This is a genomic window from Escherichia sp. MAL-1, from assembly GCF_052948035.1.
This window is the reverse complement of sequence record NZ_CM129609.1, coordinates 4,767,210-4,793,236: the sequence shown is the minus strand read 5'-3', so window position 1 is coordinate 4,793,236 and position 26,027 is coordinate 4,767,210. Positions and strand designations below refer to the sequence as shown.

At 50.9% G+C, this 26,027-nt stretch carries 18 protein-coding genes, 2 tRNA genes and 3 rRNA genes; 17 read left to right on the top strand and 6 right to left on the bottom strand.

The annotated features are described in order from the left end of the window. Nucleotides 1-136: 136 nt before the first annotated feature. Both ubiD and fre read left to right on the top strand, forming a co-directional pair. Complete coding sequence (ubiD, locus tag ACU8XX_RS23845) at nucleotides 137-1,630, top strand: 4-hydroxy-3-polyprenylbenzoate decarboxylase (protein WP_000339796.1); 1,494 nt, start codon at nucleotides 137-139, stop codon at nucleotides 1,628-1,630. A 45-nt stretch (nucleotides 1,631-1,675) separates the two neighbouring features. Further along, a complete protein-coding gene (fre, locus tag ACU8XX_RS23840; protein ID WP_000209826.1) occupies nucleotides 1,676-2,377 on the top strand; it encodes an NAD(P)H-flavin reductase in 702 nt (233 codons plus the stop codon). Nucleotides 2,378-2,659: 282 nt separating this feature from the next. Here the strand turns inward: fre and fadA are convergent, their stop codons facing one another. Both fadA and fadB read right to left on the bottom strand, forming a co-directional pair. After that, entirely contained in the window at nucleotides 2,660-3,823 is a 1,164-nt protein-coding gene (fadA, locus tag ACU8XX_RS23835; protein ID WP_000438729.1) for an acetyl-CoA C-acyltransferase FadA, read from the bottom strand. A gap of 9 nt (nucleotides 3,824-3,832) precedes the next feature. Then, the gene (gene fadB / locus ACU8XX_RS23830; RefSeq protein ID WP_240765319.1) at nucleotides 3,833-6,022 is read right to left on the bottom strand and encodes a fatty acid oxidation complex subunit alpha FadB; all 2,190 of its coding nucleotides are present in this window, start codon (nucleotides 6,020-6,022) and stop codon (nucleotides 3,833-3,835) included. A 189-nt stretch (nucleotides 6,023-6,211) separates the two neighbouring features. Between fadB and pepQ the strand changes: the two genes are divergently transcribed. The 9 genes from pepQ (at nucleotide 6,212) to rrf (ending at nucleotide 15,777) form a co-directional block, all read left to right on the top strand. Further along, on the top strand, nucleotides 6,212-7,543 hold the full coding sequence (gene pepQ, locus ACU8XX_RS23825) for a Xaa-Pro dipeptidase (protein WP_000444561.1): 1,332 nt from the start codon (nucleotides 6,212-6,214) through the stop codon (nucleotides 7,541-7,543). After that, nucleotides 7,543-8,157 (top strand): IMPACT family protein, encoded by a 615-nt coding sequence (locus ACU8XX_RS23820; protein WP_032174413.1) that lies wholly within the window; start codon nucleotides 7,543-7,545, stop codon nucleotides 8,155-8,157. Before pepQ ends, ACU8XX_RS23820 begins: the two co-directional genes overlap by 1 nt. Before the next feature lie 38 nt (nucleotides 8,158-8,195). Further along, nucleotides 8,196-9,647, top strand: a complete 1,452-nt coding sequence (gene trkH / locus ACU8XX_RS23815; protein WP_000545677.1) for a Trk system potassium transporter TrkH — start codon at nucleotides 8,196-8,198, stop codon at nucleotides 9,645-9,647. Between the two features lie 11 nt (nucleotides 9,648-9,658). Next, complete coding sequence (hemG, locus tag ACU8XX_RS23810) at nucleotides 9,659-10,204, top strand: menaquinone-dependent protoporphyrinogen IX dehydrogenase (protein WP_000853959.1); 546 nt, start codon at nucleotides 9,659-9,661, stop codon at nucleotides 10,202-10,204. A gap of 377 nt (nucleotides 10,205-10,581) precedes the next feature. After that, nucleotides 10,582-12,123: ribosomal RNA gene (locus ACU8XX_RS23805) — 16S ribosomal RNA — on the top strand. A gap of 68 nt (nucleotides 12,124-12,191) precedes the next feature. Next, nucleotides 12,192-12,268: transfer RNA gene (locus ACU8XX_RS23800), tRNA-Ile, on the top strand. A gap of 42 nt (nucleotides 12,269-12,310) precedes the next feature. Then, nucleotides 12,311-12,386 (top strand) — tRNA-Ala (locus ACU8XX_RS23795). A gap of 183 nt (nucleotides 12,387-12,569) precedes the next feature. Further along, nucleotides 12,570-15,473 (top strand): 23S ribosomal RNA (locus ACU8XX_RS23790). Nucleotides 15,474-15,661: 188 nt separating this feature from the next. After that, a 5S ribosomal RNA gene (gene rrf / locus ACU8XX_RS23785) occupies nucleotides 15,662-15,777 on the top strand. The 16S, 23S and 5S rRNA genes sit together here with 2 tRNA genes alongside, the layout of an rRNA operon. Before the next feature lie 101 nt (nucleotides 15,778-15,878). Here rrf and mobB read toward each other — a convergent pair. Both mobB and mobA read right to left on the bottom strand, forming a co-directional pair. Further along, a complete protein-coding gene (gene mobB / locus ACU8XX_RS23780; protein ID WP_000907640.1) occupies nucleotides 15,879-16,406 on the bottom strand; it encodes a molybdopterin-guanine dinucleotide biosynthesis protein MobB in 528 nt (175 codons plus the stop codon). Continuing rightward, entirely contained in the window at nucleotides 16,388-16,972 is a 585-nt protein-coding gene (gene mobA / locus ACU8XX_RS23775; RefSeq protein ID WP_001052168.1) for a molybdenum cofactor guanylyltransferase MobA, read from the bottom strand. Before mobA ends, mobB begins: the two co-directional genes overlap by 19 nt. A gap of 69 nt (nucleotides 16,973-17,041) precedes the next feature. Between mobA and ACU8XX_RS23770 the strand changes: the two genes are divergently transcribed. From ACU8XX_RS23770 to ACU8XX_RS23755, 4 genes are all read left to right on the top strand, one after another. Continuing rightward, on the top strand, nucleotides 17,042-17,311 hold the full coding sequence (locus ACU8XX_RS23770) for a YihD family protein (RefSeq protein ID WP_001295263.1): 270 nt from the start codon (nucleotides 17,042-17,044) through the stop codon (nucleotides 17,309-17,311). A 76-nt stretch (nucleotides 17,312-17,387) separates the two neighbouring features. Further along, the gene (gene srkA / locus ACU8XX_RS23765; protein ID WP_001065497.1) at nucleotides 17,388-18,374 is read left to right on the top strand and encodes a stress response kinase SrkA; all 987 of its coding nucleotides are present in this window, start codon (nucleotides 17,388-17,390) and stop codon (nucleotides 18,372-18,374) included. A 16-nt stretch (nucleotides 18,375-18,390) separates the two neighbouring features. Beyond that, nucleotides 18,391-19,017: a thiol:disulfide interchange protein DsbA gene (gene dsbA / locus ACU8XX_RS23760; RefSeq protein ID WP_000725337.1), complete on the top strand. Its 627-nt coding sequence runs from the start codon at nucleotides 18,391-18,393 to the stop codon at nucleotides 19,015-19,017. A 154-nt stretch (nucleotides 19,018-19,171) separates the two neighbouring features. Beyond that, nucleotides 19,172-20,602, top strand: coding sequence for a YdgA family protein (locus ACU8XX_RS23755; RefSeq protein WP_001338628.1), 1,431 nt, complete (start codon nucleotides 19,172-19,174; stop codon nucleotides 20,600-20,602). A gap of 40 nt (nucleotides 20,603-20,642) precedes the next feature. Here the strand turns inward: ACU8XX_RS23755 and ACU8XX_RS23750 are convergent, their stop codons facing one another. Next, nucleotides 20,643-21,575: an acyltransferase gene (locus ACU8XX_RS23750; RefSeq protein ID WP_001303740.1), complete on the bottom strand. Its 933-nt coding sequence runs from the start codon at nucleotides 21,573-21,575 to the stop codon at nucleotides 20,643-20,645. Between the two features lie 363 nt (nucleotides 21,576-21,938). Between ACU8XX_RS23750 and polA the strand changes: the two genes are divergently transcribed. Continuing rightward, nucleotides 21,939-24,725, top strand: a complete 2,787-nt coding sequence (gene polA, locus ACU8XX_RS23745; protein WP_000250006.1) for a DNA polymerase I — start codon at nucleotides 21,939-21,941, stop codon at nucleotides 24,723-24,725. A gap of 165 nt (nucleotides 24,726-24,890) precedes the next feature. Beyond that, nucleotides 24,891-24,938 (top strand): spot 42 RNA, inhibition of DNA synthesis, encoded by a 48-nt coding sequence (locus ACU8XX_RS23740; RefSeq protein ID WP_071892919.1) that lies wholly within the window; start codon nucleotides 24,891-24,893, stop codon nucleotides 24,936-24,938. 168 nt (nucleotides 24,939-25,106) lie between these two features. On the opposite strand, the gene yihA is transcribed toward ACU8XX_RS23740, so the two are convergent. After that, entirely contained in the window at nucleotides 25,107-25,739 is a 633-nt protein-coding gene (gene yihA / locus ACU8XX_RS23735; protein WP_000183349.1) for a ribosome biogenesis GTP-binding protein YihA/YsxC, read from the bottom strand. Nucleotides 25,740-26,027: the final 288 nt, after the last annotated feature.

The window sequence follows — 26,027 nt, the reverse complement described above, 5'->3', positions numbered from 1 at the left end:
AGGATAGCAAAAGCTTTACGCTAAGTTAATTATATTCCCCGGTTTGCGTTATACCGTCAGAGTTCACGCTAATTTAACAAATTTACAGCATCGCAAAGATGAACGCCGTATAATGGGCGTAGATTAAGAGGCTACAATGGACGCCATGAAATATAACGATTTACGCGACTTCCTGACGCTGCTTGAACAGCAGGGTGAGCTAAAACGTATCACGCTCCCGGTGGATCCGCATCTGGAAATCACTGAAATTGCTGACCGCACTTTGCGTGCCGGTGGGCCTGCGCTGTTGTTCGAAAACCCTAAAGGCTACTCAATGCCGGTGCTGTGCAACCTGTTCGGTACGCCAAAGCGCGTGGCGATGGGCATGGGGCAGGAAGATGTTTCGGCGCTGCGTGAAGTTGGTAAATTATTGGCGTTTCTGAAAGAGCCGGAGCCGCCAAAAGGTTTCCGCGACCTGTTTGATAAACTGCCGCAGTTTAAGCAAGTATTGAACATGCCGACAAAGCGGCTGCGTGGTGCGCCCTGCCAACAAAAAATCGTCTCTGGCGATGACGTCGATCTCAATCGCATTCCCATTATGACCTGCTGGCCGGAAGATGCCGCACCGCTGATTACCTGGGGGCTGACAGTGACGCGCGGCCCGCATAAAGAGCGGCAGAATCTGGGCATTTATCGCCAGCAGCTGATTGGTAAAAACAAACTGATTATGCGCTGGCTGTCGCATCGCGGCGGCGCGCTGGATTATCAGGAGTGGTGTGCGGCGCATCCGGGCGAACGTTTCCCGGTTTCTGTGGCGCTGGGTGCCGATCCTGCCACGATTCTCGGTGCAGTCACCCCCGTTCCGGATACGCTTTCAGAGTATGCGTTTGCCGGATTGCTACGCGGCACCAAAACCGAAGTAGTAAAGTGTATTTCCAATGACCTCGAAGTGCCAGCCAGTGCCGAAATCGTCCTGGAAGGGTATATCGATCCTGGTGAGATGGCGCCGGAAGGGCCGTATGGTGACCACACAGGTTACTATAATGAAGTCGATAGTTTCCCGGTGTTTACCGTGACGCATATTACCCAGCGTGAAGATGCGATTTACCATTCCACCTATACCGGGCGTCCGCCAGATGAGCCCGCGGTACTGGGCGTGGCGTTGAACGAAGTGTTTGTACCGATTCTGCAAAAACAGTTCCCGGAAATTGTCGATTTTTACCTGCCGCCGGAAGGCTGTTCTTATCGTCTGGCGGTAGTGACGATCAAAAAACAGTACGCCGGACACGCGAAGCGCGTCATGATGGGCGTCTGGTCGTTCTTACGCCAGTTTATGTACACTAAATTTGTGATCGTTTGCGATGATGACGTCAACGCACGCGACTGGAACGATGTGATTTGGGCGATTACCACCCGTATGGACCCGGCGCGGGATACTGTTCTGGTAGAAAATACGCCTATTGATTATCTGGATTTTGCCTCGCCTGTCTCCGGGCTGGGTTCAAAAATGGGGCTGGATGCCACGAATAAATGGCCGGGGGAAACCCAGCGTGAATGGGGACGTCCCATCAAAAAAGATCCAGATGTTGTCGCGCATATTGACGCCATCTGGGATGAACTGGCTATTTTTAACAACGGTAAAAGCGCCTGATGCGCGTTTGTTTTGCCCTATTTATCGATCCGACAGAGAAAGCGCATGACAACCTTAAGCTGTAAAGTGACCTCGGTAGAAGCTATCACGGATACCGTATATCGTGTCCGCATCGTGCCAGACGCGGCCTTTTCTTTTCGTGCTGGTCAGTATTTGATGGTAGTGATGGATGAGCGCGACAAACGTCCGTTCTCAATGGCCTCGACGCCGGATGAAAAAGGGTTTATCGAGCTGCATATTGGCGCTTCTGAAATCAACCTTTACGCGAAAGCAGTCATGGACCGCATCCTCAAAGATCATCAAATCGTGGTCGATATTCCCCACGGAGAAGCGTGGCTGCGCGATGATGAAGAGCGTCCGATGATTTTGATTGCGGGCGGCACCGGGTTCTCTTATGCCCGCTCGATTTTGCTGACAGCGTTGGCGCGTAACCCAAACCGTGATATCACCATTTACTGGGGCGGGCGTGAAGAGCAGCATCTGTATGATCTCTGCGAGCTTGAGGCGCTTTCGTTAAAGCACCCTGGTCTGCAAGTGGTGCCGGTGGTTGAACAACCGGAAGCAGGCTGGCGTGGGCGTACTGGTACCGTGTTAACGGCGGTATTGCAGGATCATGGTACGCTGGCAGAGCATGATATCTATATTGCCGGACGTTTTGAGATGGCGAAAATTGCCCGTGACCTGTTTTGCAGTGAGCGTAATGCGCGGGAAGATCGCCTGTTTGGCGATGCGTTTGCATTTATCTGAGATATAAAAAAACCCGCCCCTGACAGGCGGGAAGAACGGCAACTAAAACTTTATTCAGTGGCATTTAGATCTATGACGTATCTGGCAAACCATGCCCGATGCGACGCTGTCGCGTCTTATCGTGCCTACAAATAGTCCGAACCGTAGGCCGGATAAGGCGTTTACGCCGCATCCGGCAATTGGTGCACGATGCCTGATGCGACGCTGGCGCGTCTTATCAGGCCTACATTGGTGCCGGATCTGTAGACCGGATAAGGCGTTCACGCCGCATCCGGCAAGTGGTTAAACCCGCTCAAACACCGTCGCAATACCCTGACCCAGACCGATACACATCGTCGCCAGACCAAACTGAACGTCTTTGCGCTCCATCAGATTCAGCAGCGTGGTGCTGATACGCGCACCGGAACAACCCAGCGGATGACCCAGCGCGATCGCGCCACCATTGAGGTTGATCTTCTCGTCAATCTGCTCCATTAGCCCGAGATCTTTAATGCACGGCAGGATCTGCGCGGCAAAGGCTTCGTTCATCTCAAACACGCCGATATCGCTGGCAGAAAGCCCCGCTTTTTTCAGCGCCAGCTTTGAGGCCGGAACCGGGCCGTAACCCATAATCGATGGGTCACAACCAACGACCGCCATCGAACGCACACGAGCGCGCGGCTTAAGACCTAATTCATGGGCGCGGCTTTCACTCATCACCAGCATGGCAGCTGCGCCATCGGAAAGTGCAGAAGATGTGCCCGCCGTTACCGTACCGTTTACTGGATCAAACGCCGGACGCAGCGTGGCGAGGGCTTCCACGGTGGTTTCCGGGCGAATCACTTCGTCGTAATTAAACTGCTTCAGGACGCCGTCGGCATCGTGACCACCGGTCGGGATGATTTCATTTTTAAATGCGGCCGACTGCGTGGCGGCCCAGGCACGAGCGTGCGATCGCGCGGCAAAGGCATCCTGCATTTCACGGCTGATACCGTGCATACGCGCCAGCATTTCTGCTGTTAAGCCCATCATGCCCGCCGCTTTGGCGACATTGCGGCTCAGGCCGGGGTGAAAATCGACGCCGTGACTCATCGGCACATGGCCCATATGCTCCACGCCGCCAACCAGACATGCCTGCGCATCGCCGGTCATAATCATCCGTGCTGCGTCATGCAGTGCCTGCATGGATGAACCACACAAGCGATTGACGGTAACCGCCGGGACAGAGTGTGGTACTTCTGCCAGCAGCGCCGCGTTACGGGCGATGTTAAAACCCTGCTCCAGCGTCTGCTGCACACAACCCCAGTAAATATCGTCGAGGGCCGCCGCTTCCAGCGCCGGGTTACGCGCCAGCAGGCTACGCATTAAATGAGCGGAGAGATCTTCTGCACGCACGTTACGAAAAGCACCGCCCTTCGAACGGCCCATCGGGGTGCGAATTGCATCGACAATGACAACCTGTTCCATTGTGACTCCTTAAGCCGTTTTCAGGTCGCCAACCGGACGGGCTGGCTCAACCGGAGGATAGTACGGTTCGTTATGACGCGCTTTATTACGCAGACCTTCCGGCACTTCATACAGCGGGCCGAGGTGCTGATATTGCTGTGCCATATCGAGGTATTTTGCGCTACCGAGGGTGTCCAGCCAGCGGAACGCGCCGCCGTGGAACGGAGGGAAGCCCAGGCCGTAGACCAGCGCCATATCCGCTTCCGCCGGAGTGGTGATAATGCCTTCCTCCAGACAGCGCACCACTTCGTTGACCATCGGGATCATCATGCGGGCGATAATCTCCTCTTCGCTGAAATCGCGCTTCGGCTGGCTCACTTCTGCCAGCAGGTCTTCAACGGCGGCGTCTTCTTCTTTCTTCGGCTTACCTTTGCTGTCTTCTTTATAACGCCAGAAACCGAGGCCGTTCTTCTGACCAAAGCGGTTGGCATCAAACAGCGCGTCGATGGCATCGCGGTAATCTTTCTGCATCCGCTGCGGGAAGCCTGCTGCCATGACAGCCTGAGCGTGATGCGCGGTATCAATCCCCACAACGTCCAGCAGGTATGCCGGACCCATCGGCCAGCCAAACTGTTTTTCCATCACTTTGTCGATCTTGCGGAAGTCTGCGCCGTCGCGCAGCAACTGGCTGAATCCGGCGAAGTAGGGGAACAGTACACGGTTAACGAAGAAGCCGGGGCAGTCGTTGACCACAATCGGCGTCTTGCCCATCTTGCTCGCCCATGCGACGACTTTCGCGATGGTTTCGTCGGAGCTTTTCTCGCCGCGAATAATTTCTACCAACGGCATCCGGTGCACCGGGTTAAAGAAGTGCATCCCGCAGAAGTTTTCCGGACGTTCCAGCGCGTTGGCCAGTTCGCTGATAGGAATGGTTGAAGTGTTAGACGCCAGCACGGTATCCTGGCGTACTTTTTGTTCGGTTTCTGCCAGTACGGCTTTTTTCACTTTCGGGTTTTCAACAACCGCTTCTACCACAACATCCACGCGGTCAAACCCGGCGTAGTCGAGCGTTGGGTGGATTGTGGAGATCACGCCAGCCAGTTTCAGACCATCGATCTTGCCGCGCTCAAGCTGCTTGTTCAGCAGTTTCGCGGCTTCGGTCATGCCGAGGGTTAACGACTTGTCGTTGATATCTTTCATGACAACCGGCACGCCTTTCCACGCAGACTGGTAAGCGATGCCGCCGCCCATAATGCCTGCGCCCAGCACAGCGGCCTGTTTCGGGGTTTCAACGTCTTTGGTGAGTTTCTTCGCTTTGCCTTTTACATATTGATCGTTAAGGAATATGCCGACCAGTGCGCGAGCTTCGTTGGTATGCGCCAGCGGGACAAAACTTTTGTTTTCCAGGTTTAGGGCTTCTTCACGACCAAAACGGGCCGCAGCTTCAATGGTTTTTACTGCGGTGATGGGGGCCGGATAATGTTTCCCCGCCGTTTGTGCGACCATCCCTTTAGCGATGGTGAAGCTCATGGTGGCTTCAATCTTGCTCAGTTTTAGCGGTTCCAGCTTCGGCTGACGTTTCGCTTTCCAGTCGAGGTCGCCGTTAATGGCCTGGCGTAAAATCGCCATCGCCCCTTCAATCAGTTTTTCTGCTTTGACTACGCCATCCACCAGACCGATTTTCAGCGCCTGATCCGCGCCGACATCTTTACCGGCGGCAATGATTTCCAGCGCACTGTCAGCGCCCAGCATACGTGGCATACGTACAGAACCGCCAAAGCCCGGCATGATGCCCAGTTTGGTTTCCGGCAGACCGATGCGCAGATCCGGCGTCGCCAGACGATAATCGGTCGCCAGCACGCATTCGCAGCCACCGCCCAGCGCATAGCCATTGACGGCAGCAATGGTCGGCACCGGCAGATCTTCCAGGCGATTAAACACGCTATTGGCAAAGTGCAGCCACTGACTTAACTGTTCTTCAGGAACGAGGAACAGGGACAAAAATTCGGTGATATCAGCACCGACGATAAAGGCTGCTTTGTTCGAACGTAGCAGCAGCCCTTTTAGATCTGATTGCTGTTCCAGCACGCCGATGGCCTCGCCGAGGCTGGCGACGGTCGCAGTGTCGAGTTTATTAACTGAACCTGGGGCATCAAATACCAGTTCGGCAATGCCATCTTCCAGCCAGTCAAGGTACAGGGTGTCGCCTTTGTAAAGCATGTCAGTCTCCTGAATCCGCAAGGTGATCTGGTCGTACCAGATGAGTCGAAGTGTGTATTTTGTGTTAAAAATATGCAAACAAAAGATTAAAGAAATGCCGATCTGATCACGCTCGGCAGAAATCACGCTCTGGATGAACGATGTGCTAAGATGCGGAGACTTAAGGTCAAAAAAACAGAAGGGTAAAAAATGGAATCACTGGCCTCGCTCTATAAAAATCATATAGCTACCTTACAGGAACGGACTCGCGATGCGCTGGCGCGCTTCAAGCTGGATGCGTTACTTATTCACTCCGGCGAGCTGTTCAATGTTTTTCTCGACGATCATCCCTATCCGTTTAAAGTGAACCCGCAATTCAAAGCGTGGGTGCCGGTAACTCAGGTGCCAAACTGCTGGTTGCTGGTGGATGGCGTGAACAAGCCGAAACTGTGGTTCTATCTGCCGGTTGATTACTGGCACAACGTCGAACCGCTGCCGACCTCCTTCTGGACTGAAGATGTGGAAGTGATCGCACTGCCGAAAGCCGATGGCATTGGTAGCCTGCTGCCCGCTGCGCGCGGCAATATCGGTTATATCGGTCCGGTGCCGGAGCGTGCGCTGCAACTGGGTATTGAGGCCAGCAACATCAACCCGAAAGGGGTTATCGACTACCTGCATTACTATCGCTCCTTCAAAACCGAGTACGAACTGGCCTGTATGCGTGAAGCGCAGAAAATGGCGGTCAACGGTCATCGTGCGGCAGAAGAAGCGTTCCGTTCTGGCATGAGCGAGTTCGATATCAACATTGCCTATCTGACCGCGACCGGTCATCGTGATACCGACGTACCTTACAGCAACATTGTGGCGCTTAACGAACACGCTGCGGTGCTGCATTACACCAAACTGGATCATCAGGCGCCGGAAGAGATGCGCAGCTTCCTGCTGGATGCCGGGGCCGAATATAACGGCTATGCGGCTGACCTGACCCGTACCTGGTCGGCAAAAAGTGACAACGATTACGCACAGCTGGTGAAAGACGTAAATGATGAACAACTGGCGCTGATCGCGACCATGAAAGCTGGCGTTAGCTATGTGGATTACCACATCCAGTTCCATCAGCGCATCGCCAAACTGCTGCGTAAACATCAAATCATCACCGATATGAGTGAAGAAGCGATGGTCGAAAACGATCTCACCGGACCGTTTATGCCGCACGGTATCGGCCATCCGCTGGGCCTGCAGGTGCATGACGTCGCCGGTTTTATGCAGGATGATAGCGGTACGCACCTCGCGGCACCGGCAAAATATCCGTACCTGCGCTGCACCCGTATTCTCCAGCCGGGCATGGTGTTAACCATCGAACCGGGTATCTACTTCATTGAATCGCTACTGGCACCGTGGCGTGAAGGGCAGTTCAGCAAGCACTTCAACTGGCAGAAAATTGAAGCACTGAAACCGTTCGGCGGCATTCGTATCGAAGACAACGTGGTGATCCACGAAAACAACGTGGAAAACATGACCCGGGATCTGAAACTGGCGTGATGGAAAGCTGGTTAATTCCTGCGGCACCGGTCACGGTCGTTGAAGAGATCAAAAAGAGCCGCTTCATAACACTGTTGGCGCATACCGATGGCGTTGAGGCGGCGAAAGCGTTTGTTGAATCGGTGCGGGCAGAACACCCCGATGCCCGCCACCATTGCGTGGCGTGGGTGGCGGGTGCGCCGGATGATTCTCAACGGCTGGGTTTCTCTGACGACGGGGAGCCGGCAGGAACGGCAGGTAAACCGATGCTCGCCCAGCTAATGGGCAGCGGCGTCGGGGAAATTACCGCTGTGGTAGTGCGCTACTACGGTGGCATATTGCTTGGCACCGGTGGGTTAGTGAAAGCGTATGGCGGCGGCGTGAATCAGGCGCTGCGCCAGCTAACGACCCAACGCAAGACGCCATTAACCGAATATACTTTGCAATGTGAATATAGTCAGTTAACCGGCATTGAAGCGTTGCTGGGGCAGTGTGACGGCAAAATTATCAACAGTGATTATCAGGCATTCGTTCTGCTGCGGGTGGCGCTTCCGGCGGCGAAAGTGGCTGAATTTTCCGCAAAGCTGGCGGATTTTAGCCGTGGTTCATTGCAATTGTTAGCGATTGAAGAATAATCCCCACTTCGTTTTGCAGAACTAAGGAAGCGGCAGAGATGCATTTTCGCGCCATTACCCGAATCGTTGGACTACTGGTCATCTTATTTTCAGGGACCATGATTATCCCTGGGCTGGTAGCACTCATCTACCGGGATGGAGCGGGCCGCGCTTTTACCCAGACCTTTTTTGTCGCCCTCGCCATTGGCTCTATGCTGTGGTGGCCGAACCGCAAAGAGAAGGGCGAACTGAAATCCCGTGAGGGGTTTCTGATAGTGGTGCTGTTTTGGACCGTGCTGGGTAGTGTCGGTGCGCTCCCTTTTATCTTCTCGGAAAGCCCGAACCTCACGATTACCGATGCGTTTTTTGAATCTTTCTCTGGCCTGACCACCACCGGGGCCACTACGCTGGTGGGGCTGGATTCGCTCCCTCATGCCATCCTCTTTTATCGCCAGATGCTGCAATGGTTTGGCGGGATGGGGATCATCGTGTTAGCGGTTGCGATACTGCCTATCCTCGGCGTGGGTGGGATGCAGCTCTATCGCGCAGAAATGCCCGGCCCGCTGAAAGATAACAAAATGCGCCCGCGAATTGCGGAAACGGCGAAAACCCTGTGGTTGATTTATGTCTTGCTGACCGTCGCCTGTGCGCTGGCGTTGTGGTTTGCCGGAATGGATGCCTTTGATGCCATCGGCCATAGCTTTGCGACTATCGCTATTGGCGGCTTCTCGACACATGATGCCAGTATCGGTTATTTCGACAGCCCGACTATTAACACTATCATTGCTATCTTCCTGCTGATCTCCGGCTGTAACTACGGTCTGCACTTTTCACTGTTAAGTGGGCGTAGTCTGAAGGTTTATTGGCGCGATCCGGAATTTCGCATGTTTATCGGCGTACAGTTTACGCTGGTGGTTATTTGTACACTCGTACTGTGGTTTCATAATGTCTACAGTTCGGCGCTGATGACAATTAACCAGGCGTTTTTCCAGGTGGTATCGATGGCGACAACCGCCGGGTTTACGACTGACAGCATTGCCCGCTGGCCGCTCTTTTTGCCGGTACTGCTTTTATGTTCAGCTTTTATCGGCGGTTGTGCCGGGTCAACGGGCGGTGGCCTGAAAGTGATCCGCATCCTGCTGCTGTTTAAGCAGGGGAACCGTGAGCTGAAACGACTGGTGCATCCGAACGCCGTCTATAGCATTAAGCTGGGGAATCGCGCACTGCCGGAACGTATCCTCGAAGCCGTTTGGGGATTTTTCTCCGCCTATGCATTGGTGTTTATTGTCAGTATGCTGGCGATTATCGCCACGGGCGTGGATGACTTTTCTGCTTTTGCCTCGGTTGTTGCGACATTGAATAACCTGGGGCCGGGGCTTGGCGTGGTTGCTGATAACTTTACCAGTATGAACCCGGTGGCTAAATGGATCCTGATTGCCAACATGCTGTTTGGTCGTCTCGAGGTCTTTACATTGCTGGTGCTCTTTACCCCGACTTTCTGGCGTGAATGATGGAGTAATACGTGAAAACATTAATTCTTTTCTCAACAAGGGACGGACAAACGCGCGAGATTGCCTCCTACTTGGCTTCGGAACTGAAAGAACTGGGGATCCAGGCGGATGTCGCCAATGTGCACCGCATTGAAGAACCACAGTGGGAAAACTACGACCGTGTGGTCATTGGTGCTTCTATTCGCTATGGTCACTACCACTCTGCGTTCCAGGAATTTGTCAAAAAGCATGCGACGCGGCTGAATTCGATGCCGAGCGCCTTTTACTCCGTAAACCTGGTGGCGCGTAAACCGGAGAAGCGCACTCCACAGACCAACAGCTACGCGCGGAAGTTTCTGATGAACTCGCAATGGCGTCCCGATCGCTGCGCGGTCATTGCCGGGGCGCTGCGTTACCCACGTTATCGCTGGTACGACCGTTTTATGATCAAGCTAATTATGAAGATGTCAGGCGGTGAAACGGATACGCGCAAAGAAGTTGTCTATACCGATTGGGAGCAGGTGGCGAATTTCGCCCGAGAAATCGCCCATTTAACCGACAAACCGACGCTGAAATAAGCATAAAGAATAAAAAATGCGCGGTCGGAAAATTATTTTAAATTTCCTCTTGTCAGGCCGGAATAACTCCCTATAATGCGCCACCACTGACACGGAACAACGGCAAACACGCCGCCGGGTCAGCGGGGTTCTCCTGAGAACTCCGGCAGAGAAAGCAAAAATAAATGCTTGACTCTGTAGCGGGAAAGTGTATTATGCACACCCCGCGCCGATGAGAAAAAGCGAAGCGGCACTGCTCTTTAACAATTTATCAGACAATCTGTGTGGGCACTCGAAGATACGGATTCTTAACGTCGCAAGACGAAAAATGAATACCAAGTCTCAGGAGTGAACACGTAATTCATTACGAAGTTTAATTCTTTGAGCATCAAACTTTTAAATTGAAGAGTTTGATCATGGCTCAGATTGAACGCTGGCGGCAGGCCTAACACATGCAAGTCGAACGGTAACAGGAAGAAGCTTGCTTCTTTGCTGACGAGTGGCGGACGGGTGAGTAATGTCTGGGAAACTGCCTGATGGAGGGGGATAACTACTGGAAACGGTAGCTAATACCGCATAACGTCGCAAGACCAAAGAGGGGGACCTTCGGGCCTCTTGCCATCGGATGTGCCCAGATGGGATTAGCTAGTAGGTGGGGTAACGGCTCACCTAGGCGACGATCCCTAGCTGGTCTGAGAGGATGACCAGCCACACTGGAACTGAGACACGGTCCAGACTCCTACGGGAGGCAGCAGTGGGGAATATTGCACAATGGGCGCAAGCCTGATGCAGCCATGCCGCGTGTATGAAGAAGGCCTTCGGGTTGTAAAGTACTTTCAGCGGGGAGGAAGGGAGTAAAGTTAATACCTTTGCTCATTGACGTTACCCGCAGAAGAAGCACCGGCTAACTCCGTGCCAGCAGCCGCGGTAATACGGAGGGTGCAAGCGTTAATCGGAATTACTGGGCGTAAAGCGCACGCAGGCGGTTTGTTAAGTCAGATGTGAAATCCCCGGGCTCAACCTGGGAACTGCATCTGATACTGGCAAGCTTGAGTCTCGTAGAGGGGGGTAGAATTCCAGGTGTAGCGGTGAAATGCGTAGAGATCTGGAGGAATACCGGTGGCGAAGGCGGCCCCCTGGACGAAGACTGACGCTCAGGTGCGAAAGCGTGGGGAGCAAACAGGATTAGATACCCTGGTAGTCCACGCCGTAAACGATGTCGACTTGGAGGTTGTGCCCTTGAGGCGTGGCTTCCGGAGCTAACGCGTTAAGTCGACCGCCTGGGGAGTACGGCCGCAAGGTTAAAACTCAAATGAATTGACGGGGGCCCGCACAAGCGGTGGAGCATGTGGTTTAATTCGATGCAACGCGAAGAACCTTACCTGGTCTTGACATCCACGGAAGTTTTCAGAGATGAGAATGTGCCTTCGGGAACCGTGAGACAGGTGCTGCATGGCTGTCGTCAGCTCGTGTTGTGAAATGTTGGGTTAAGTCCCGCAACGAGCGCAACCCTTATCCTTTGTTGCCAGCGGTCCGGCCGGGAACTCAAAGGAGACTGCCAGTGATAAACTGGAGGAAGGTGGGGATGACGTCAAGTCATCATGGCCCTTACGACCAGGGCTACACACGTGCTACAATGGCGCATACAAAGAGAAGCGACCTCGCGAGAGCAAGCGGACCTCATAAAGTGCGTCGTAGTCCGGATTGGAGTCTGCAACTCGACTCCATGAAGTCGGAATCGCTAGTAATCGTGGATCAGAATGCCACGGTGAATACGTTCCCGGGCCTTGTACACACCGCCCGTCACACCATGGGAGTGGGTTGCAAAAGAAGTAGGTAGCTTAACCTTCGGGAGGGCGCTTACCACTTTGTGATTCATGACTGGGGTGAAGTCGTAACAAGGTAACCGTAGGGGAACCTGCGGTTGGATCACCTCCTTACCTTAAAGAAGCGTACTTTGCAGTGCTCACACAGATTGTCTGATGAAAATGAGCAGTAAAACCTCTACAGGCTTGTAGCTCAGGTGGTTAGAGCGCACCCCTGATAAGGGTGAGGTCGGTGGTTCAAGTCCACTCAGGCCTACCAAATTTGCATCGCAAATTTGAAGAGGTTTTAACTACATGTTATGGGGCTATAGCTCAGCTGGGAGAGCGCCTGCTTTGCACGCAGGAGGTCTGCGGTTCGATCCCGCATAGCTCCACCATCTCTGTAGTGATTAAATAAAAAATACTTCAGAGTGTACCTGAAAAGGTTCACTGCGAAGTTTTGCTCTTTAAAAATCTGGATCAAGCTGAAAATTGAAACACTGAACAACGAAAGTTGTTCGTGAGTCTCTCAAATTTTCGCAACACGATGATGAATCGAAAGAAACATCTTCGGGTTGTGAGGTTAAGCGACTAAGCGTACACGGTGGATGCCCTGGCAGTCAGAGGCGATGAAGGACGTGCTAATCTGCGATAAGCGTCGGTAAGGTGATATGAACCGTTATAACCGGCGATTTCCGAATGGGGAAACCCAGTGTGTTTCGACACACTATCATTAACTGAATCCATAGGTTAATGAGGCGAACCGGGGGAACTGAAACATCTAAGTACCCCGAGGAAAAGAAATCAACCGAGATTCCCCCAGTAGCGGCGAGCGAACGGGGAGGAGCCCAGAGCCTGAATCAGTGTGTGTGTTAGTGGAAGCGTCTGGAAAGGCGCGCGATACAGGGTGACAGCCCCGTACACAAAAATGCACATGCTGTGAGCTCGATGAGTAGGGCGGGACACGTGGTATCCTGTCTGAATATGGGGGGACCATCCTCCAAGGCTAAATACTCCTGACTGACCGATAGTGAACCAGTACCGTGAGGGAAAGGCGAAAAGAACCCCGGCGAGGGGAGTGAAAAAGAACCTGAAACCGTGTACGTACAAGCAGTGGGAGCATGCTTAGGCGTGTGACTGCGTACCTTTTGTATAATGGGTCAGCGACTTATATTCTGTAGCAAGGTTAACCGAATAGGGGAGCCGAAGGGAAACCGAGTCTTAACTGGGCGTTAAGTTGCAGGGTATAGACCCGAAACCCGGTGATCTAGCCATGGGCAGGTTGAAGGTTGGGTAACACTAACTGGAGGACCGAACCGACTAATGTTGAAAAATTAGCGGATGACTTGTGGCTGGGGGTGAAAGGCCAATCAAACCGGGAGATAGCTGGTTCTCCCCGAAAGCTATTTAGGTAGCGCCTCGTGAACTCATCTCCGGGGGTAGAGCACTGTTTCGGCAAGGGGGTCATCCCGACTTACCAACCCGATGCAAACTGCGAATACCGGAGAATGTTATCACGGGAGACACACGGCGGGTGCTAACGTCCGTCGTGAAGAGGGAAACAACCCAGACCGCCAGCTAAGGTCCCAAAGTCATGGTTAAGTGGGAAACGATGTGGGAAGGCCCAGACAGCCAGGATGTTGGCTTAGAAGCAGCCATCATTTAAAGAAAGCGTAATAGCTCACTGGTCGAGTCGGCCTGCGCGGAAGATGTAACGGGGCTAAACCATGCACCGAAGCTGCGGCAGCGACGCTTATGCGTTGTTGGGTAGGGGAGCGTTCTGTAAGCCTGTGAAGGTGTGCTGTGAGGCATGCTGGAGGTATCAGAAGTGCGAATGCTGACATAAGTAACGATAAAGCGGGTGAAAAGCCCGCTCGCCGGAAGACCAAGGGTTCCTGTCCAACGTTAATCGGGGCAGGGTGAGTCGACCCCTAAGGCGAGGCCGAAAGGCGTAGTCGATGGGAAACAGGTTAATATTCCTGTACTTGGTGTTACTGCGAAGGGGGGACGGAGAAGGCTATGTTGGCCGGGCGACGGTTGTCCCGGTTTAAGCGTGTAGGCTGGTTTTCCAGGCAAATCCGGAAAATCAAGGCTGAGGCGTGATGACGAGGCACTACGGTGCTGAAGCAACAAATGCCCTGCTTCCAGGAAAAGCCTCTAAGCATCAGGTAACATCAAATCGTACCCCAAACCGACACAGGTGGTCAGGTAGAGAATACCAAGGCGCTTGAGAGAACTCGGGTGAAGGAACTAGGCAAAATGGTGCCGTAACTTCGGGAGAAGGCACGCTGATATGTAGGTGAAGCGACTTGCTCGTGGAGCTGAAATCAGTCGAAGATACCAGCTGGCTGCAACTGTTTATTAAAAACACAGCACTGTGCAAACACGAAAGTGGACGTATACGGTGTGACGCCTGCCCGGTGCCGGAAGGTTAATTGATGGGGTCAGCGCAAGCGAAGCTCTTGATCGAAGCCCCGGTAAACGGCGGCCGTAACTATAACGGTCCTAAGGTAGCGAAATTCCTTGTCGGGTAAGTTCCGACCTGCACGAATGGCGTAATGATGGCCAGGCTGTCTCCACCCGAGACTCAGTGAAATTGAACTCGCTGTGAAGATGCAGTGTACCCGCGGCAAGACGGAAAGACCCCGTGAACCTTTACTATAGCTTGACACTGAACATTGAGCCTTGATGTGTAGGATAGGTGGGAGGCTTTGAAGTGTGGACGCCAGTCTGCATGGAGCCGACCTTGAAATACCACCCTTTAATGTTTGATGTTCTAACGTTGACCCGTAATCCGGGTTGCGGACAGTGTCTGGTGGGTAGTTTGACTGGGGCGGTCTCCTCCTAAAGAGTAACGGAGGAGCACGAAGGTTGGCTAATCCTGGTCGGACATCAGGAGGTTAGTGCAATGGCATAAGCCAGCTTGACTGCGAGCGTGACGGCGCGAGCAGGTGCGAAAGCAGGTCATAGTGATCCGGTGGTTCTGAATGGAAGGGCCATCGCTCAACGGATAAAAGGTACTCCGGGGATAACAGGCTGATACCGCCCAAGAGTTCATATCGACGGCGGTGTTTGGCACCTCGATGTCGGCTCATCACATCCTGGGGCTGAAGTAGGTCCCAAGGGTATGGCTGTTCGCCATTTAAAGTGGTACGCGAGCTGGGTTTAGAACGTCGTGAGACAGTTCGGTCCCTATCTGCCGTGGGCGCTGGAGAACTGAGGGGGGCTGCTCCTAGTACGAGAGGACCGGAGTGGACGCATCACTGGTGTTCGGGTTGTCATGCCAATGGCACTGCCCGGTAGCTAAATGCGGAAGAGATAAGTGCTGAAAGCATCTAAGCACGAAACTTGCCCCGAGATGAGTTCTCCCTGACTCCTTGAGAGTCCTGAAGGAACGTTGAAGACGACGACGTTGATAGGCCGGGTGTGTAAGCGCAGCGATGCGTTGAGCTAACCGGTACTAATGAACCGTGAGGCTTAACCTTACAACGCCGAAGATGTTTTGGCGGATTGAGAGAATTTCAGCTTTGATTCAGAGTCCGAAGGATTTTGCGCTGAGACAAGGCGGCAAATGAAGCGAAGGAAGGAGCATACTGAAGTATGTGACTGACTTTCGCGAATGCAGCCGACGCAGTATCAGCACAAAAGACACAGGACAGAGCACAGGAATTTGCCTGGCGGCAGTAGCGCGGTGGTCCCACCTGACCCCATGCCGAACTCAGAAGTGAAACGCCGTAGCGCCGATGGTAGTGTGGGGTCTCCCCATGCGAGAGTAGGGAACTGCCAGGCATCAAATAAAGCGAAAGGCCATCCTGACGGATGGCCTTTTTGCGTTGGTGCAAAAAAATGCCGGATGCGACGCTGGCGCGTCTTATCCAGCCTGCTCTTGCTTATCCGTCCTGCTTTTGCATCCACTCCACCACAAAATCAGCCAGCCCCTCAACATCATTAATATCCAGTAATGCGACATCAAGATTAAGCGGCACATCACTGGCTACAGCAATAACATGTCTGTCTATCACTAATTCTTCCGGTCGATGTCCGGCTCTATCGCGAAACAGCACAATCTTTGCGATCTCTTCATGCTTAAACCCTTCGACCAGAATCAAATCCAGCTTTGAGGTATCCATTCGACTTGCGAGAAAATGTAGATCCAGCTCTTCTTCGTCTGGTGTTTCCGTCATCAAGGCCCATCGTTGCTGGCTGGCAACGATGGTTTGTGCCGCGCCAGCCTTGCGCAGCTCATAGCTATCTTTGCCTGGCTTATCAACATCCATATCATGGTGCGTATGCTTAATCAGCCCTGGACGGATCCCTCTGGCGCATAATGCCGGGATCAGTTGTTTCAAAAGCGTAGTTTTTCCGGTACCACTCCACGCGGCAAAGGCGAGTAACGGTATCATCGTTTTTCCTGCCATCGGGCAAGCTCCTCTGGCGTATTCACGTTAACAAATGCATCTTTATGATCGCTGAAATCAACCGCATGACCGCCAGCCAGACGCATAAATGCCATTACCCGGCGTTCTCCTGCTTGCAGATATTCTAGTAATAAAGGCTCAATAGCGCGGTTTACCAGAGCAATAGTCGGGTGATCGCGTTCACCGTCATGGACCCACACGACAGGCGCATCTTTGCGCTGATGATTAAGCCGGGCGGCTAAATCATGGGGAATGTAAGGCGTATCGCACGGACAAAACAAAAACCACTCACCAGCTTCCTGCTGCATTACTGAAAGCATCCCTGCCAGAGGGCCTGGGTAATCCGCCAGTGAATCTTCAATCACTTTCAGACCGCCTGCCTGATAGATTTCCTGATGACGATTAGCATTAACCACGACGTGAGAGAGCTGCGTCATAAGCGCGTCAGCGACATGTTGCCATAATGGTTTGCCGTTTAATTCAAGCAATCCTTTATCTACGCCGCCCATTCGTCTGGCTTTACCGCCTGCCAGCACAACGCCTGTTATCGTCGTCATCAGATTCACCGATATCGCCTCTTTTATTGTGGGATTGACCCTGCTAACGTGTCTGTCTCAAGAGTAAGGAGCATTACTATGAAATGTAAACGTCTGAATGAAGTTATTGAACTCCTCCAGCCAGCCTGGCAAAAAGAGCCAGACCTTAACCTGTTGCAATTTTTGCAGAAACTGGCGAAAGAGTCAGGTTTTGACGGCGAACTGGCGGATTTGACGGATGACATTCTGATCTATCACCTGAAAATGCGTGATTCCGCGAAAGATGCGGTGATCCCGGGTTTGCAGAAAGATTATGAAGAAGACTTCAAAACGGCGCTGTTACGCGCTCGCGGCGTAATTAAAGAGTAAAAGCTTGTAAGCGGCGCCACCAAAATCATCGTGAAATGATATCCTTCGTCATTCGTAATGTTTTCCGGATGATGGGATGAATAACAGCGCTTTTACTTTCCAGACACTACACCCGGATACCATCATGGACGCTCTGTTTGAGCATGGGATCCGGGTGGATTCCGGTCTTACCCCGCTTAACAGCTATGAAAACCGTGTCTATCAATTTCAGGACGAAGATCGTCGACGTTTTGTCGTCAAATTTTATCGCCCTGAACGTTGGACAGCCGATCAAATCCTCGAAGAACATCAATTTGCGTTGCAGCTGGTAAATGATGAAGTTCCGGTCGCAGCACCTGTGGCCTTTAACGGTCAGACTTTATTGAATCATCAGGGATTTTATTTCGCTGTTTTTCCAAGCGTCGGTGGTCGCCAGTTCGAAGCTGATAATATCGATCAGATGGAAGCGGTTGGGCGTTATTTAGGGCGTATGCACCAGACGGGGCGCAAACAGCTTTTTATCCATCGCCCGACCATCGGTTTGAACGAATATCTCATTGAGCCACGCAAGCTGTTTGAGGACGCTACACTGATACCTTCCGGGTTGAAAGCGGCATTCCTGAAAGCGACAGATGAGCTGATTGCCGCCGTTACAGCACACTGGCGGGAAGATTTCACCGTTCTGCGGCTACATGGAGACTGCCACGCCGGGAATATTCTCTGGCGCGATGGTCCAATGTTTGTTGATCTGGATGATGCACGTAATGGTCCAGCCGTTCAGGATTTGTGGATGTTGCTCAATGGCGATAAAGCCGAGCAGCGGATGCAACTGGAAACTATTATTGAAGCTTATGAAGAATTTAGCGAGTTCGACACCGCTGAAATCGGACTGATTGAACCTTTACGCGCCATGCGTTTGGTTTATTATCTTGCCTGGCTAATGCGGCGTTGGGCTGATCCCGCGTTCCCGAAAAATTTCCCGTGGTTAACCGGGGAAGATTACTGGCTGCGACAGACGGCGACTTTTATAGAACAGGCAAAAGTTCTACAAGAACCCCCTTTGCAATTAACACCTATGTATTAATCGGAGAGAGTAGATCATGAAAAAGATTTGGCTGGCGCTGGCTGGTTTAGTTTTAGCGTTTAGCGCATCGGCGGCGCAGTATGAAGATGGTAAACAGTACACTACCCTGGAAAAACCGGTAGCTGGCGCGCCGCAAGTGCTGGAGTTTTTCTCTTTCTTCTGCCCGCACTGCTATCAGTTTGAAGAAGTTCTGCATATTTCTGATAATGTGAAGAAAAAACTGCCGGAAGGCGTGAAGATGACTAAATACCACGTCAACTTCATGGGTGGTGACCTGGGCAAAGATCTGACTCAGGCATGGGCTGTGGCGATGGCGCTGGGCGTGGAAGACAAAGTGACTGTTCCGCTGTTTGAAGGCGTACAGAAAACCCAGACCATTCGTTCTGCTTCTGATATCCGCGATGTATTTATCAACGCAGGTATTAAAGGTGAAGAGTACGACGCGGCGTGGAACAGCTTCGTGGTGAAATCTCTGGTCGCTCAGCAGGAAAAAGCTGCAGCTGACGTGCAATTGCGTGGCGTTCCGGCGATGTTTGTTAACGGTAAATATCAGCTGAATCCGCAGGGTATGGATACCAGCAATATGGATGTTTTTGTTCAGCAGTATGCTGATACAGTGAAATATCTGTCCGAGAAAAAATAATTCAATGTAAATTACATAAAGCCCGTGAATATTCACGGGCTTTTTTTATTATTTAATAAATATAAATACATTCTGATAATGCATCCTGCCGCTGGACATTATTTCAGCATAAGTGGATATTCAAAGTTTTGCTGTTTTATCAGGGAATATTTATATGATACGTAAGTCAGCTACAGGTGTTATTGTTGCGTTAGCCGTAATCTGGGGTGGTGGCACATGGTACACAGGTACGCAAATTCAGCCTGGTGTCGAAAAATTTATTAAAGATTTTAACGATGCTAAAAAGAAAGGTGAACATGCCTACGATATGACGTTAAGTTATCAAAATTTTGACAAAGGCTTTTTTAATTCCCGTTTTCAAATGCAAATGACATTCGATAACGGTGCACCCGATCTCAATATCAAGCCAGGCCAGAAAGTTGTATTTGATGTGGATGTTGAGCACGGTCCGTTGCCCATCACAATGTTAATGCATGGTAATGTCATCCCAGCACTGGCAGCGGCAAAAGTGAACTTAGTGAATAATGAACTGACACAACCGCTATTTATCGCCGCGAAAAATAAATCGCCCGTGGAAGCGACATTGCGATTCGCGTTTGGTGGCTCATTCTCTACGACATTAGATGTTGCCCCTGCAGAGTATGGAAAGTTTTCTTTTGGTGAGGGCCAGTTTACTTTTAATGGTGATGGTAGTTCATTGTCTAACCTGGATATTGAAGGCAAAGTCGAAGATATTGTTCTGCAATTATCACCAATGAACAAAGTAACGGCAAAAAGTTTTACCATTGATTCTCTGGCGCGATTAGAAGAAAAGAAATTTCCGGTTGGTGAAAGCGAGTCGAAATTTAATCAGATTAACATTATCAATCACGGGGAAGACGTTGCCCAAATCGATGCTTTCGTTGCAAAAACCATGCTGGATCGCGTTAAAGACAAAGATTATATCAATGTCAATCTGACCTACGAACTTGATAAGTTAACAAAAGGGAATCAGCAACTCGGTAGTGGTGAGTGGTCATTGATTGCTGAATCTATTGATCCCTCAGCGGTGCGCCAATTTATCATCCAGTATAACATTGCAATGCAGAAGCAGCTTGCTGCACACCCTGAGTTAGCAAACGATGAAGTTGCTCTGCAAGAAGTGAATGCTGCATTGTTCAAAGAGTATTTACCGTTATTACAAAAAAGTGAGCCGACCATTAAACAACCGGTAAAATGGAAGAACGCACTCGGCGAACTAAATGCCAATCTGGATATCAGTATTGCCGACCCAGCCAAATCTTCATCATCCACAAACAAAGATATTAAATCGCTCAATTTTGATGTGAAGTTACCGCTTAATGTCGCCACAGAAACCGCAAAACAGCTTAATTTATCTGAAGGAATGGATGCGGAAAAAGCGCAAAAGCGGGCTGATAAACAAATCAGCGGGATGATGACCTTAGGTCAGATGTTTCAGTTAATCACGATTGACAACAATACCGCCTCGCTGCAACTGCGTTATACACCGGGTAAAGTTGTTTTTAACGGACAGGAGATGAGCGAAGAAGAATTTATGTCTCGTGCCGGACGTTTTGTTCATTAAAATACTCACTCGCCTCTGCTCATTCAGAGGCGAGCAAAATTTACTTGTCCTGCCGCTGTGATGACATCAACGACGTCAGAAGTCGGTCTTTTTCCTGCCACAGTGAGTTCAGCCATTGCTGAAAATGGCGCTTAAAGCTTTTGTCATTGATGTAGTCGCCATGTAACTCATCGGCAATAGGCTGTAAATCCACATGTACGACAATCCGCGTCAGTTTACCGCTTAACATATCGAAGAACGGCTGACGGTTATTGTCCGGATAACACAGCGTAACATTAAGCAGTTTATCGAATTGTTTACCCAGTACATTTAGCGCCATCGCAATGCCTGCCGCCTTTGGTGGCAACAAGTTTTGAAAAGTGGAGTGGGTTTGCTGATGTTTTTCTTGCGTGAAACGGGAGCCTTCAACGAAATTGACAATGGTGGTGGGATGCAGGCGAAACTTTTCACAAGAACGCCGAGTGGTTTCAACATCTTTACCACGTCGCTCCGGATGACGTAATAAATAAGCGCGGGAATAACGCTTCATAAACGGCATATCCAGCGCCCAGCACGCCAGGCCAAGAAATGGCACCCAGGCCAGCTGTTGCTTGAGGAAATATTTATTCATCGGAATGTGCTTACGAAACAGCACGCACAGTACGACAATATCTGCCCAACTACGGTGGTTACAAATAAGCAGATACCAGTTCTTCTTACTTAACCCTTCCAGCCCGTGAACTTCCCATTGCAGGTGTGGGTTCAGATGCAGTAATACCGCCAGACCTTCACACCAGCAATACATCATAAAATCACAAAAACGCGAAACCTTTCGCCAAATGACTGGCACAGGTAGCAATAGTTTTACAATCCCGGCAATGATGATCGGGACGGAGCAAAAAATAGTGACCAAAATGGTCAATACGATACTCAGCAAAAGGGTTATCGCAGCGAGTATTCTCGTCATAATGAATTTATTCAAAAGGTTAGCCATAGACAGTGCGCTAAAGAAGCGCAAGGCGCAGATTTTAGCAGAAAACGACCCAAATAACGGATGATCCTTAAGGAGAAAAATAATTCATATCTATCCACATTAGAAAAAATCCCATTATCTCAATTATTAGGGATGGCTTTATTTTTAACTGCATGAAAAACAAAGACAAACATCATGCTGTAAAAAGCATGATAATAAATTAAAAGCGATGTAAATAATTTATGCACAAAGTTATCCACATGACGATTTGCGAGCGATCCAGAAGATCTACAAAAGATTTTCACGAAAAGCGGTGAAAAACTCATGTTTTTATCCTGTCTGTGGCATCCTTTACCCATAATCTGATAAACAGGCACGGACATTATGGTTCAGATCCCCCAAAATCCACTTATCCTTGTAGATGGTTCATCTTATCTTTATCGCGCATATCACGCGTTTCCCCCGCTGACTAACAGCGCAGGCGAGCCGACCGGTGCGATGTATGGTGTCCTCAACATGCTGCGCAGTCTGATCATGCAATATAAACCGACGCATGCAGCGGTGGTCTTTGACGCCAAGGGAAAAACCTTTCGTGATGAACTGTTTGAACATTACAAATCACATCGCCCGCCAATGCCGGACGATCTGCGTGCACAAATCGAACCCTTGCACGCGATGGTTAAAGCGATGGGACTGCCGCTGCTGGCGGTTTCTGGCGTAGAAGCGGACGACGTTATCGGTACTCTGGCGCGCGAAGCCGAAAAAGCCGGGCGTCCGGTGCTGATCAGCACTGGCGATAAAGATATGGCGCAGCTGGTGACGCCAAATATTACGCTTATCAATACCATGACGAATACCATCCTCGGACCGGAAGAGGTGGTGAATAAGTACGGCGTGCCGCCAGAACTGATCATCGATTTCCTGGCGCTGATGGGTGACTCCTCTGATAACATTCCTGGCGTACCGGGCGTCGGTGAAAAAACCGCGCAGGCATTGCTGCAAGGTCTTGGCGGACTGGATACGCTGTATGCCGAGCCAGAAAAAATTGCTGGGTTGAGCTTCCGTGGCGCGAAAACAATGGCAGCGAAGCTCGAGCAAAACAAAGAAGTTGCTTATCTCTCATACCAGCTGGCGACGATTAAAACCGACGTTGAACTGGAGCTGACCTGTGAACAACTGGAAGTGCAGCAACCGGCAGCGGAAGAGTTGTTGGGGCTGTTCAAAAAGTATGAGTTCAAACGCTGGACTGCTGATGTCGAAGCGGGCAAATGGTTACAGGCCAAAGGGGCAAAACCAGCCGCGAAGCCACAGGAAACCAGTGTTGCAGACGAAGCACCAGAAGTGACGGCAACGGTGATTTCTTATGACAACTACGTCACCATCCTTGATGAAGAAACACTGAAAGCGTGGATTGCGAAGCTGGAAAAAGCGCCGGTATTTGCATTTGATACCGAAACCGACAGCCTTGATAACATCTCTGCTAACCTGGTCGGGCTTTCTTTTGCTATCGAGCCAGGCGTAGCGGCATATATTCCGGTTGCTCATGATTATCTTGATGCGCCCGATCAAATCTCTCGCGAGCGTGCACTCGAGTTGCTAAAACCGCTGCTGGAAGATGAAAAGGCGCTGAAGGTCGGGCAAAACCTGAAATACGATCGCGGTATTCTGGCGAACTACGGCATTGAACTGCGTGGGATTGCGTTTGATACCATGCTGGAGTCCTACATTCTCAATAGCGTTGCCGGGCGTCACGATATGGACAGCCTCGCGGAACGTTGGTTGAAGCACAAAACCATCACTTTTGAAGAGATTGCTGGTAAAGGCAAAAATCAACTGACCTTTAACCAGATTGCCCTCGAAGAAGCCGGACGTTACGCCGCCGAAGATGCAGATGTCACCTTGCAGTTGCATCTGAAAATGTGGCCGGATCTGCAAAAACACAAAGGGCCGTTGAACGTCTTCGAGAATATCGAAATGCCGCTGGTGCCGGTGCTTTCACGCATTGAACGTAACGGTGTGAAGATCGATCCGAAAGTGCTGCACAATCATTCTGAAGAGCTCACCCTTCGTCTGGCTGAGCTGGAAAAGAAAGCGCATGAAATTGCAGGTGAGGAATTTAACCTTTCTTCCACCAAGCAGTTACAAACCATTCTCTTTGAAAAACAGGGTATTAAACCGCTGAAGAAAACGCCGGGTGGCGCGCCGTCAACGTCGGAAGAGGTACTGGAAGAACTGGCGCTGGACTATCCGTTGCCAAAAGTGATTCTGGAGTATCGTGGTCTGGCGAAGCTGAAATCGACCTACACCGACAAGCTGCCGCTGATGATCAACCCGAAAACCGGGCGTGTGCATACCTCTTATCACCAGGCAGTAACTGCAACGGGACGTTTATCGTCAACCGATCCTAACCTGCAAAACATTCCGGTGCGTAACGAAGAAGGTCGTCGTATCCGCCAGGCGTTTATTGCGCCAGAGGATTATGTGATTGTCTCAGCGGACTACTCGCAGATTGAACTGCGCATTATGGCGCATCTTTCGCGTGACAAAGGCTTGCTGACCGCATTCGCGGAAGGAAAAGATATCCACCGGGCAACGGCGGCAGAAGTGTTTGGTTTGCCACTGGAAACCGTCACCAGCGAGCAACGCCGTAGCGCGAAAGCGATCAACTTTGGTCTGATTTATGGCATGAGTGCTTTCGGTCTGGCGCGGCAATTGAACATTCCACGTAAAGAAGCGCAGAAGTACATGGACCTTTACTTCGAACGCTACCCTGGCGTGCTGGAGTATATGGAACGCACCCGTGCTCAGGCGAAAGAGCAGGGCTACGTTGAAACGCTGGACGGACGCCGTCTGTATCTGCCGGATATCAAATCCAGCAATGGTGCTCGTCGTGCAGCGGCTGAACGTGCAGCCATTAACGCGCCAATGCAGGGAACCGCCGCCGACATTATCAAACGGGCGATGATTGCCGTTGATGCGTGGTTACAGGCTGAGCAACCGCGTGTACGTATGATCATGCAGGTACACGATGAACTGGTATTTGAAGTTCATAAAGATGATGTTGATGCCGTCGCGAAGCAGATTCATCAACTGATGGAAAACTGTACCCGTCTGGATGTGCCGTTGCTGGTGGAAGTGGGGAGTGGCGAAAACTGGGATCAGGCGCACTAAGATTCGCCTGAACATGCCCTTTTTTCGTAAGTAAGCAACATAAGCTGTCACGTTTTGTGATGGCTATTAGAAATTCCTATGCAACAACTGAAAAAAAATTACAAAAAGTGCTTTCTGAACTGAACAAAAAAGAGTAAAGTTAGTCGCGTAGGGTACAGAGGTAAGATGTTCTATCTTTCAGACCTTTTACTTCACGTAATCGGATTTGGCTGAATATTTTAGCCGCCCCAGTCAGTAATGACTGGGGCGTTTTTTATTGGGCGAAAGAAAAGATCCGTAATGCCTGATGCGCTATGTTTATCAGGCCAACGGTAGAATTGTAATCTATTGAATTTACGGGCCGGATACGCCACATCCGGCACAAGCATTAAGGCAAGAAAATTATTCGCCGTCCTGCGTTTCTTCTACAGGCTGCATCTCGCTAAACCAGGTATCCAGTTTCTGCCGCAGCTTGTCCACGCCTTGTTTCTTCAACGAAGAAAACGTTTCAACCTGCACATCACCGTTAAACGCCAGTACAGCTTCACGCACCATATTCAATTGCGCTTTACGTGCGCCGCTTGCCAGTTTGTCCGCTTTGGTCAGCAGCACCAGAACGGCGATATTGCTGTCTACCGCCCACTCAATCATCTGCTGATCCAAATCTTTCAGCGGATGGCGAATATCCATTAGCACCACCAGACCTTGCAGGCTCTGACGTTTTTCGAGGTATTCGCCGAGCGCACGCTGCCATTTGCGCTTCATCTCTTCCGGGACTTCCGCATAACCGTACCCAGGCAAGTCAACCAGACGCTTGCCGTCAGCCACTTCAAACAGGTTGATAAGCTGGGTGCGCCCTGGGGTTTTTGAGGTACGAGCCAGGCTTTTCTGGTTAGTCAGCGTGTTCAGCGCGCTGGATTTACCTGCGTTGGAACGGCCTGCAAAAGCCACTTCAATTCCGGTATCGGAAGGTAGGTGGCGAATATCAGGCGCACTCATCACAAAATGCGTCTGTTGATAATTCAAATTAGTCAAAGCGGTCGTCTCCGTCAGTCAAAGCTTTGTGGCGATTATACCTGAACCATAATAAAAGGCGGATTTTTCGGCGTGAGCGTTGTAAGTAAAAGCCATACGCTTTGTGAGACATTGCCGATAGTCTTTATGCGAAATAGCAGAGAAAATTCTGCGATGCATGTCAAATAAGCTATATAAATCAGTGAATTGCTTTTATATAAAACTCTGAAAATGTGCAAATACTGATGGCGGTTGATTGTTTGTTTAAAGCAAAGGCGTAAAGTAGCACCCATAGAGCGAGGACGCTAA

Excerpts from the sequence above, each read along its gene's own strand:
- ubiD (WP_000339796.1), top strand. The coding sequence starts at position 137 with ATGGACGCCATGAAATATAACGATTTACGCGACTTCCTGACGCTGCTT.
- fre (WP_000209826.1), top strand. The coding sequence starts at position 1,676 with ATGACAACCTTAAGCTGTAAAGTGACCTCGGTAGAAGCTATCACGGAT.
- fadA (WP_000438729.1), bottom strand. The coding sequence starts at position 3,823 with ATGGAACAGGTTGTCATTGTCGATGCAATTCGCACCCCGATGGGCCGT.
- fadB (WP_240765319.1), bottom strand. The coding sequence starts at position 6,022 with ATGCTTTACAAAGGCGACACCCTGTACCTTGACTGGCTGGAAGATGGC.
- pepQ (WP_000444561.1), top strand. The coding sequence starts at position 6,212 with ATGGAATCACTGGCCTCGCTCTATAAAAATCATATAGCTACCTTACAG.
- ACU8XX_RS23820 (WP_032174413.1), top strand. The coding sequence starts at position 7,543 with ATGGAAAGCTGGTTAATTCCTGCGGCACCGGTCACGGTCGTTGAAGAG.
- trkH (WP_000545677.1), top strand. The coding sequence starts at position 8,196 with ATGCATTTTCGCGCCATTACCCGAATCGTTGGACTACTGGTCATCTTA.
- mobB (WP_000907640.1), bottom strand. The coding sequence starts at position 16,406 with ATGGCAGGAAAAACGATGATACCGTTACTCGCCTTTGCCGCGTGGAGT.
- ACU8XX_RS23770 (WP_001295263.1), top strand. The coding sequence starts at position 17,042 with ATGAAATGTAAACGTCTGAATGAAGTTATTGAACTCCTCCAGCCAGCC.
- srkA (WP_001065497.1), top strand. The coding sequence starts at position 17,388 with ATGAATAACAGCGCTTTTACTTTCCAGACACTACACCCGGATACCATC.
- dsbA (WP_000725337.1), top strand. The coding sequence starts at position 18,391 with ATGAAAAAGATTTGGCTGGCGCTGGCTGGTTTAGTTTTAGCGTTTAGC.
- ACU8XX_RS23755 (WP_001338628.1), top strand. The coding sequence starts at position 19,172 with ATGATACGTAAGTCAGCTACAGGTGTTATTGTTGCGTTAGCCGTAATC.
- ACU8XX_RS23750 (WP_001303740.1), bottom strand. The coding sequence starts at position 21,575 with ATGGCTAACCTTTTGAATAAATTCATTATGACGAGAATACTCGCTGCG.
- polA (WP_000250006.1), top strand. The coding sequence starts at position 21,939 with ATGGTTCAGATCCCCCAAAATCCACTTATCCTTGTAGATGGTTCATCT.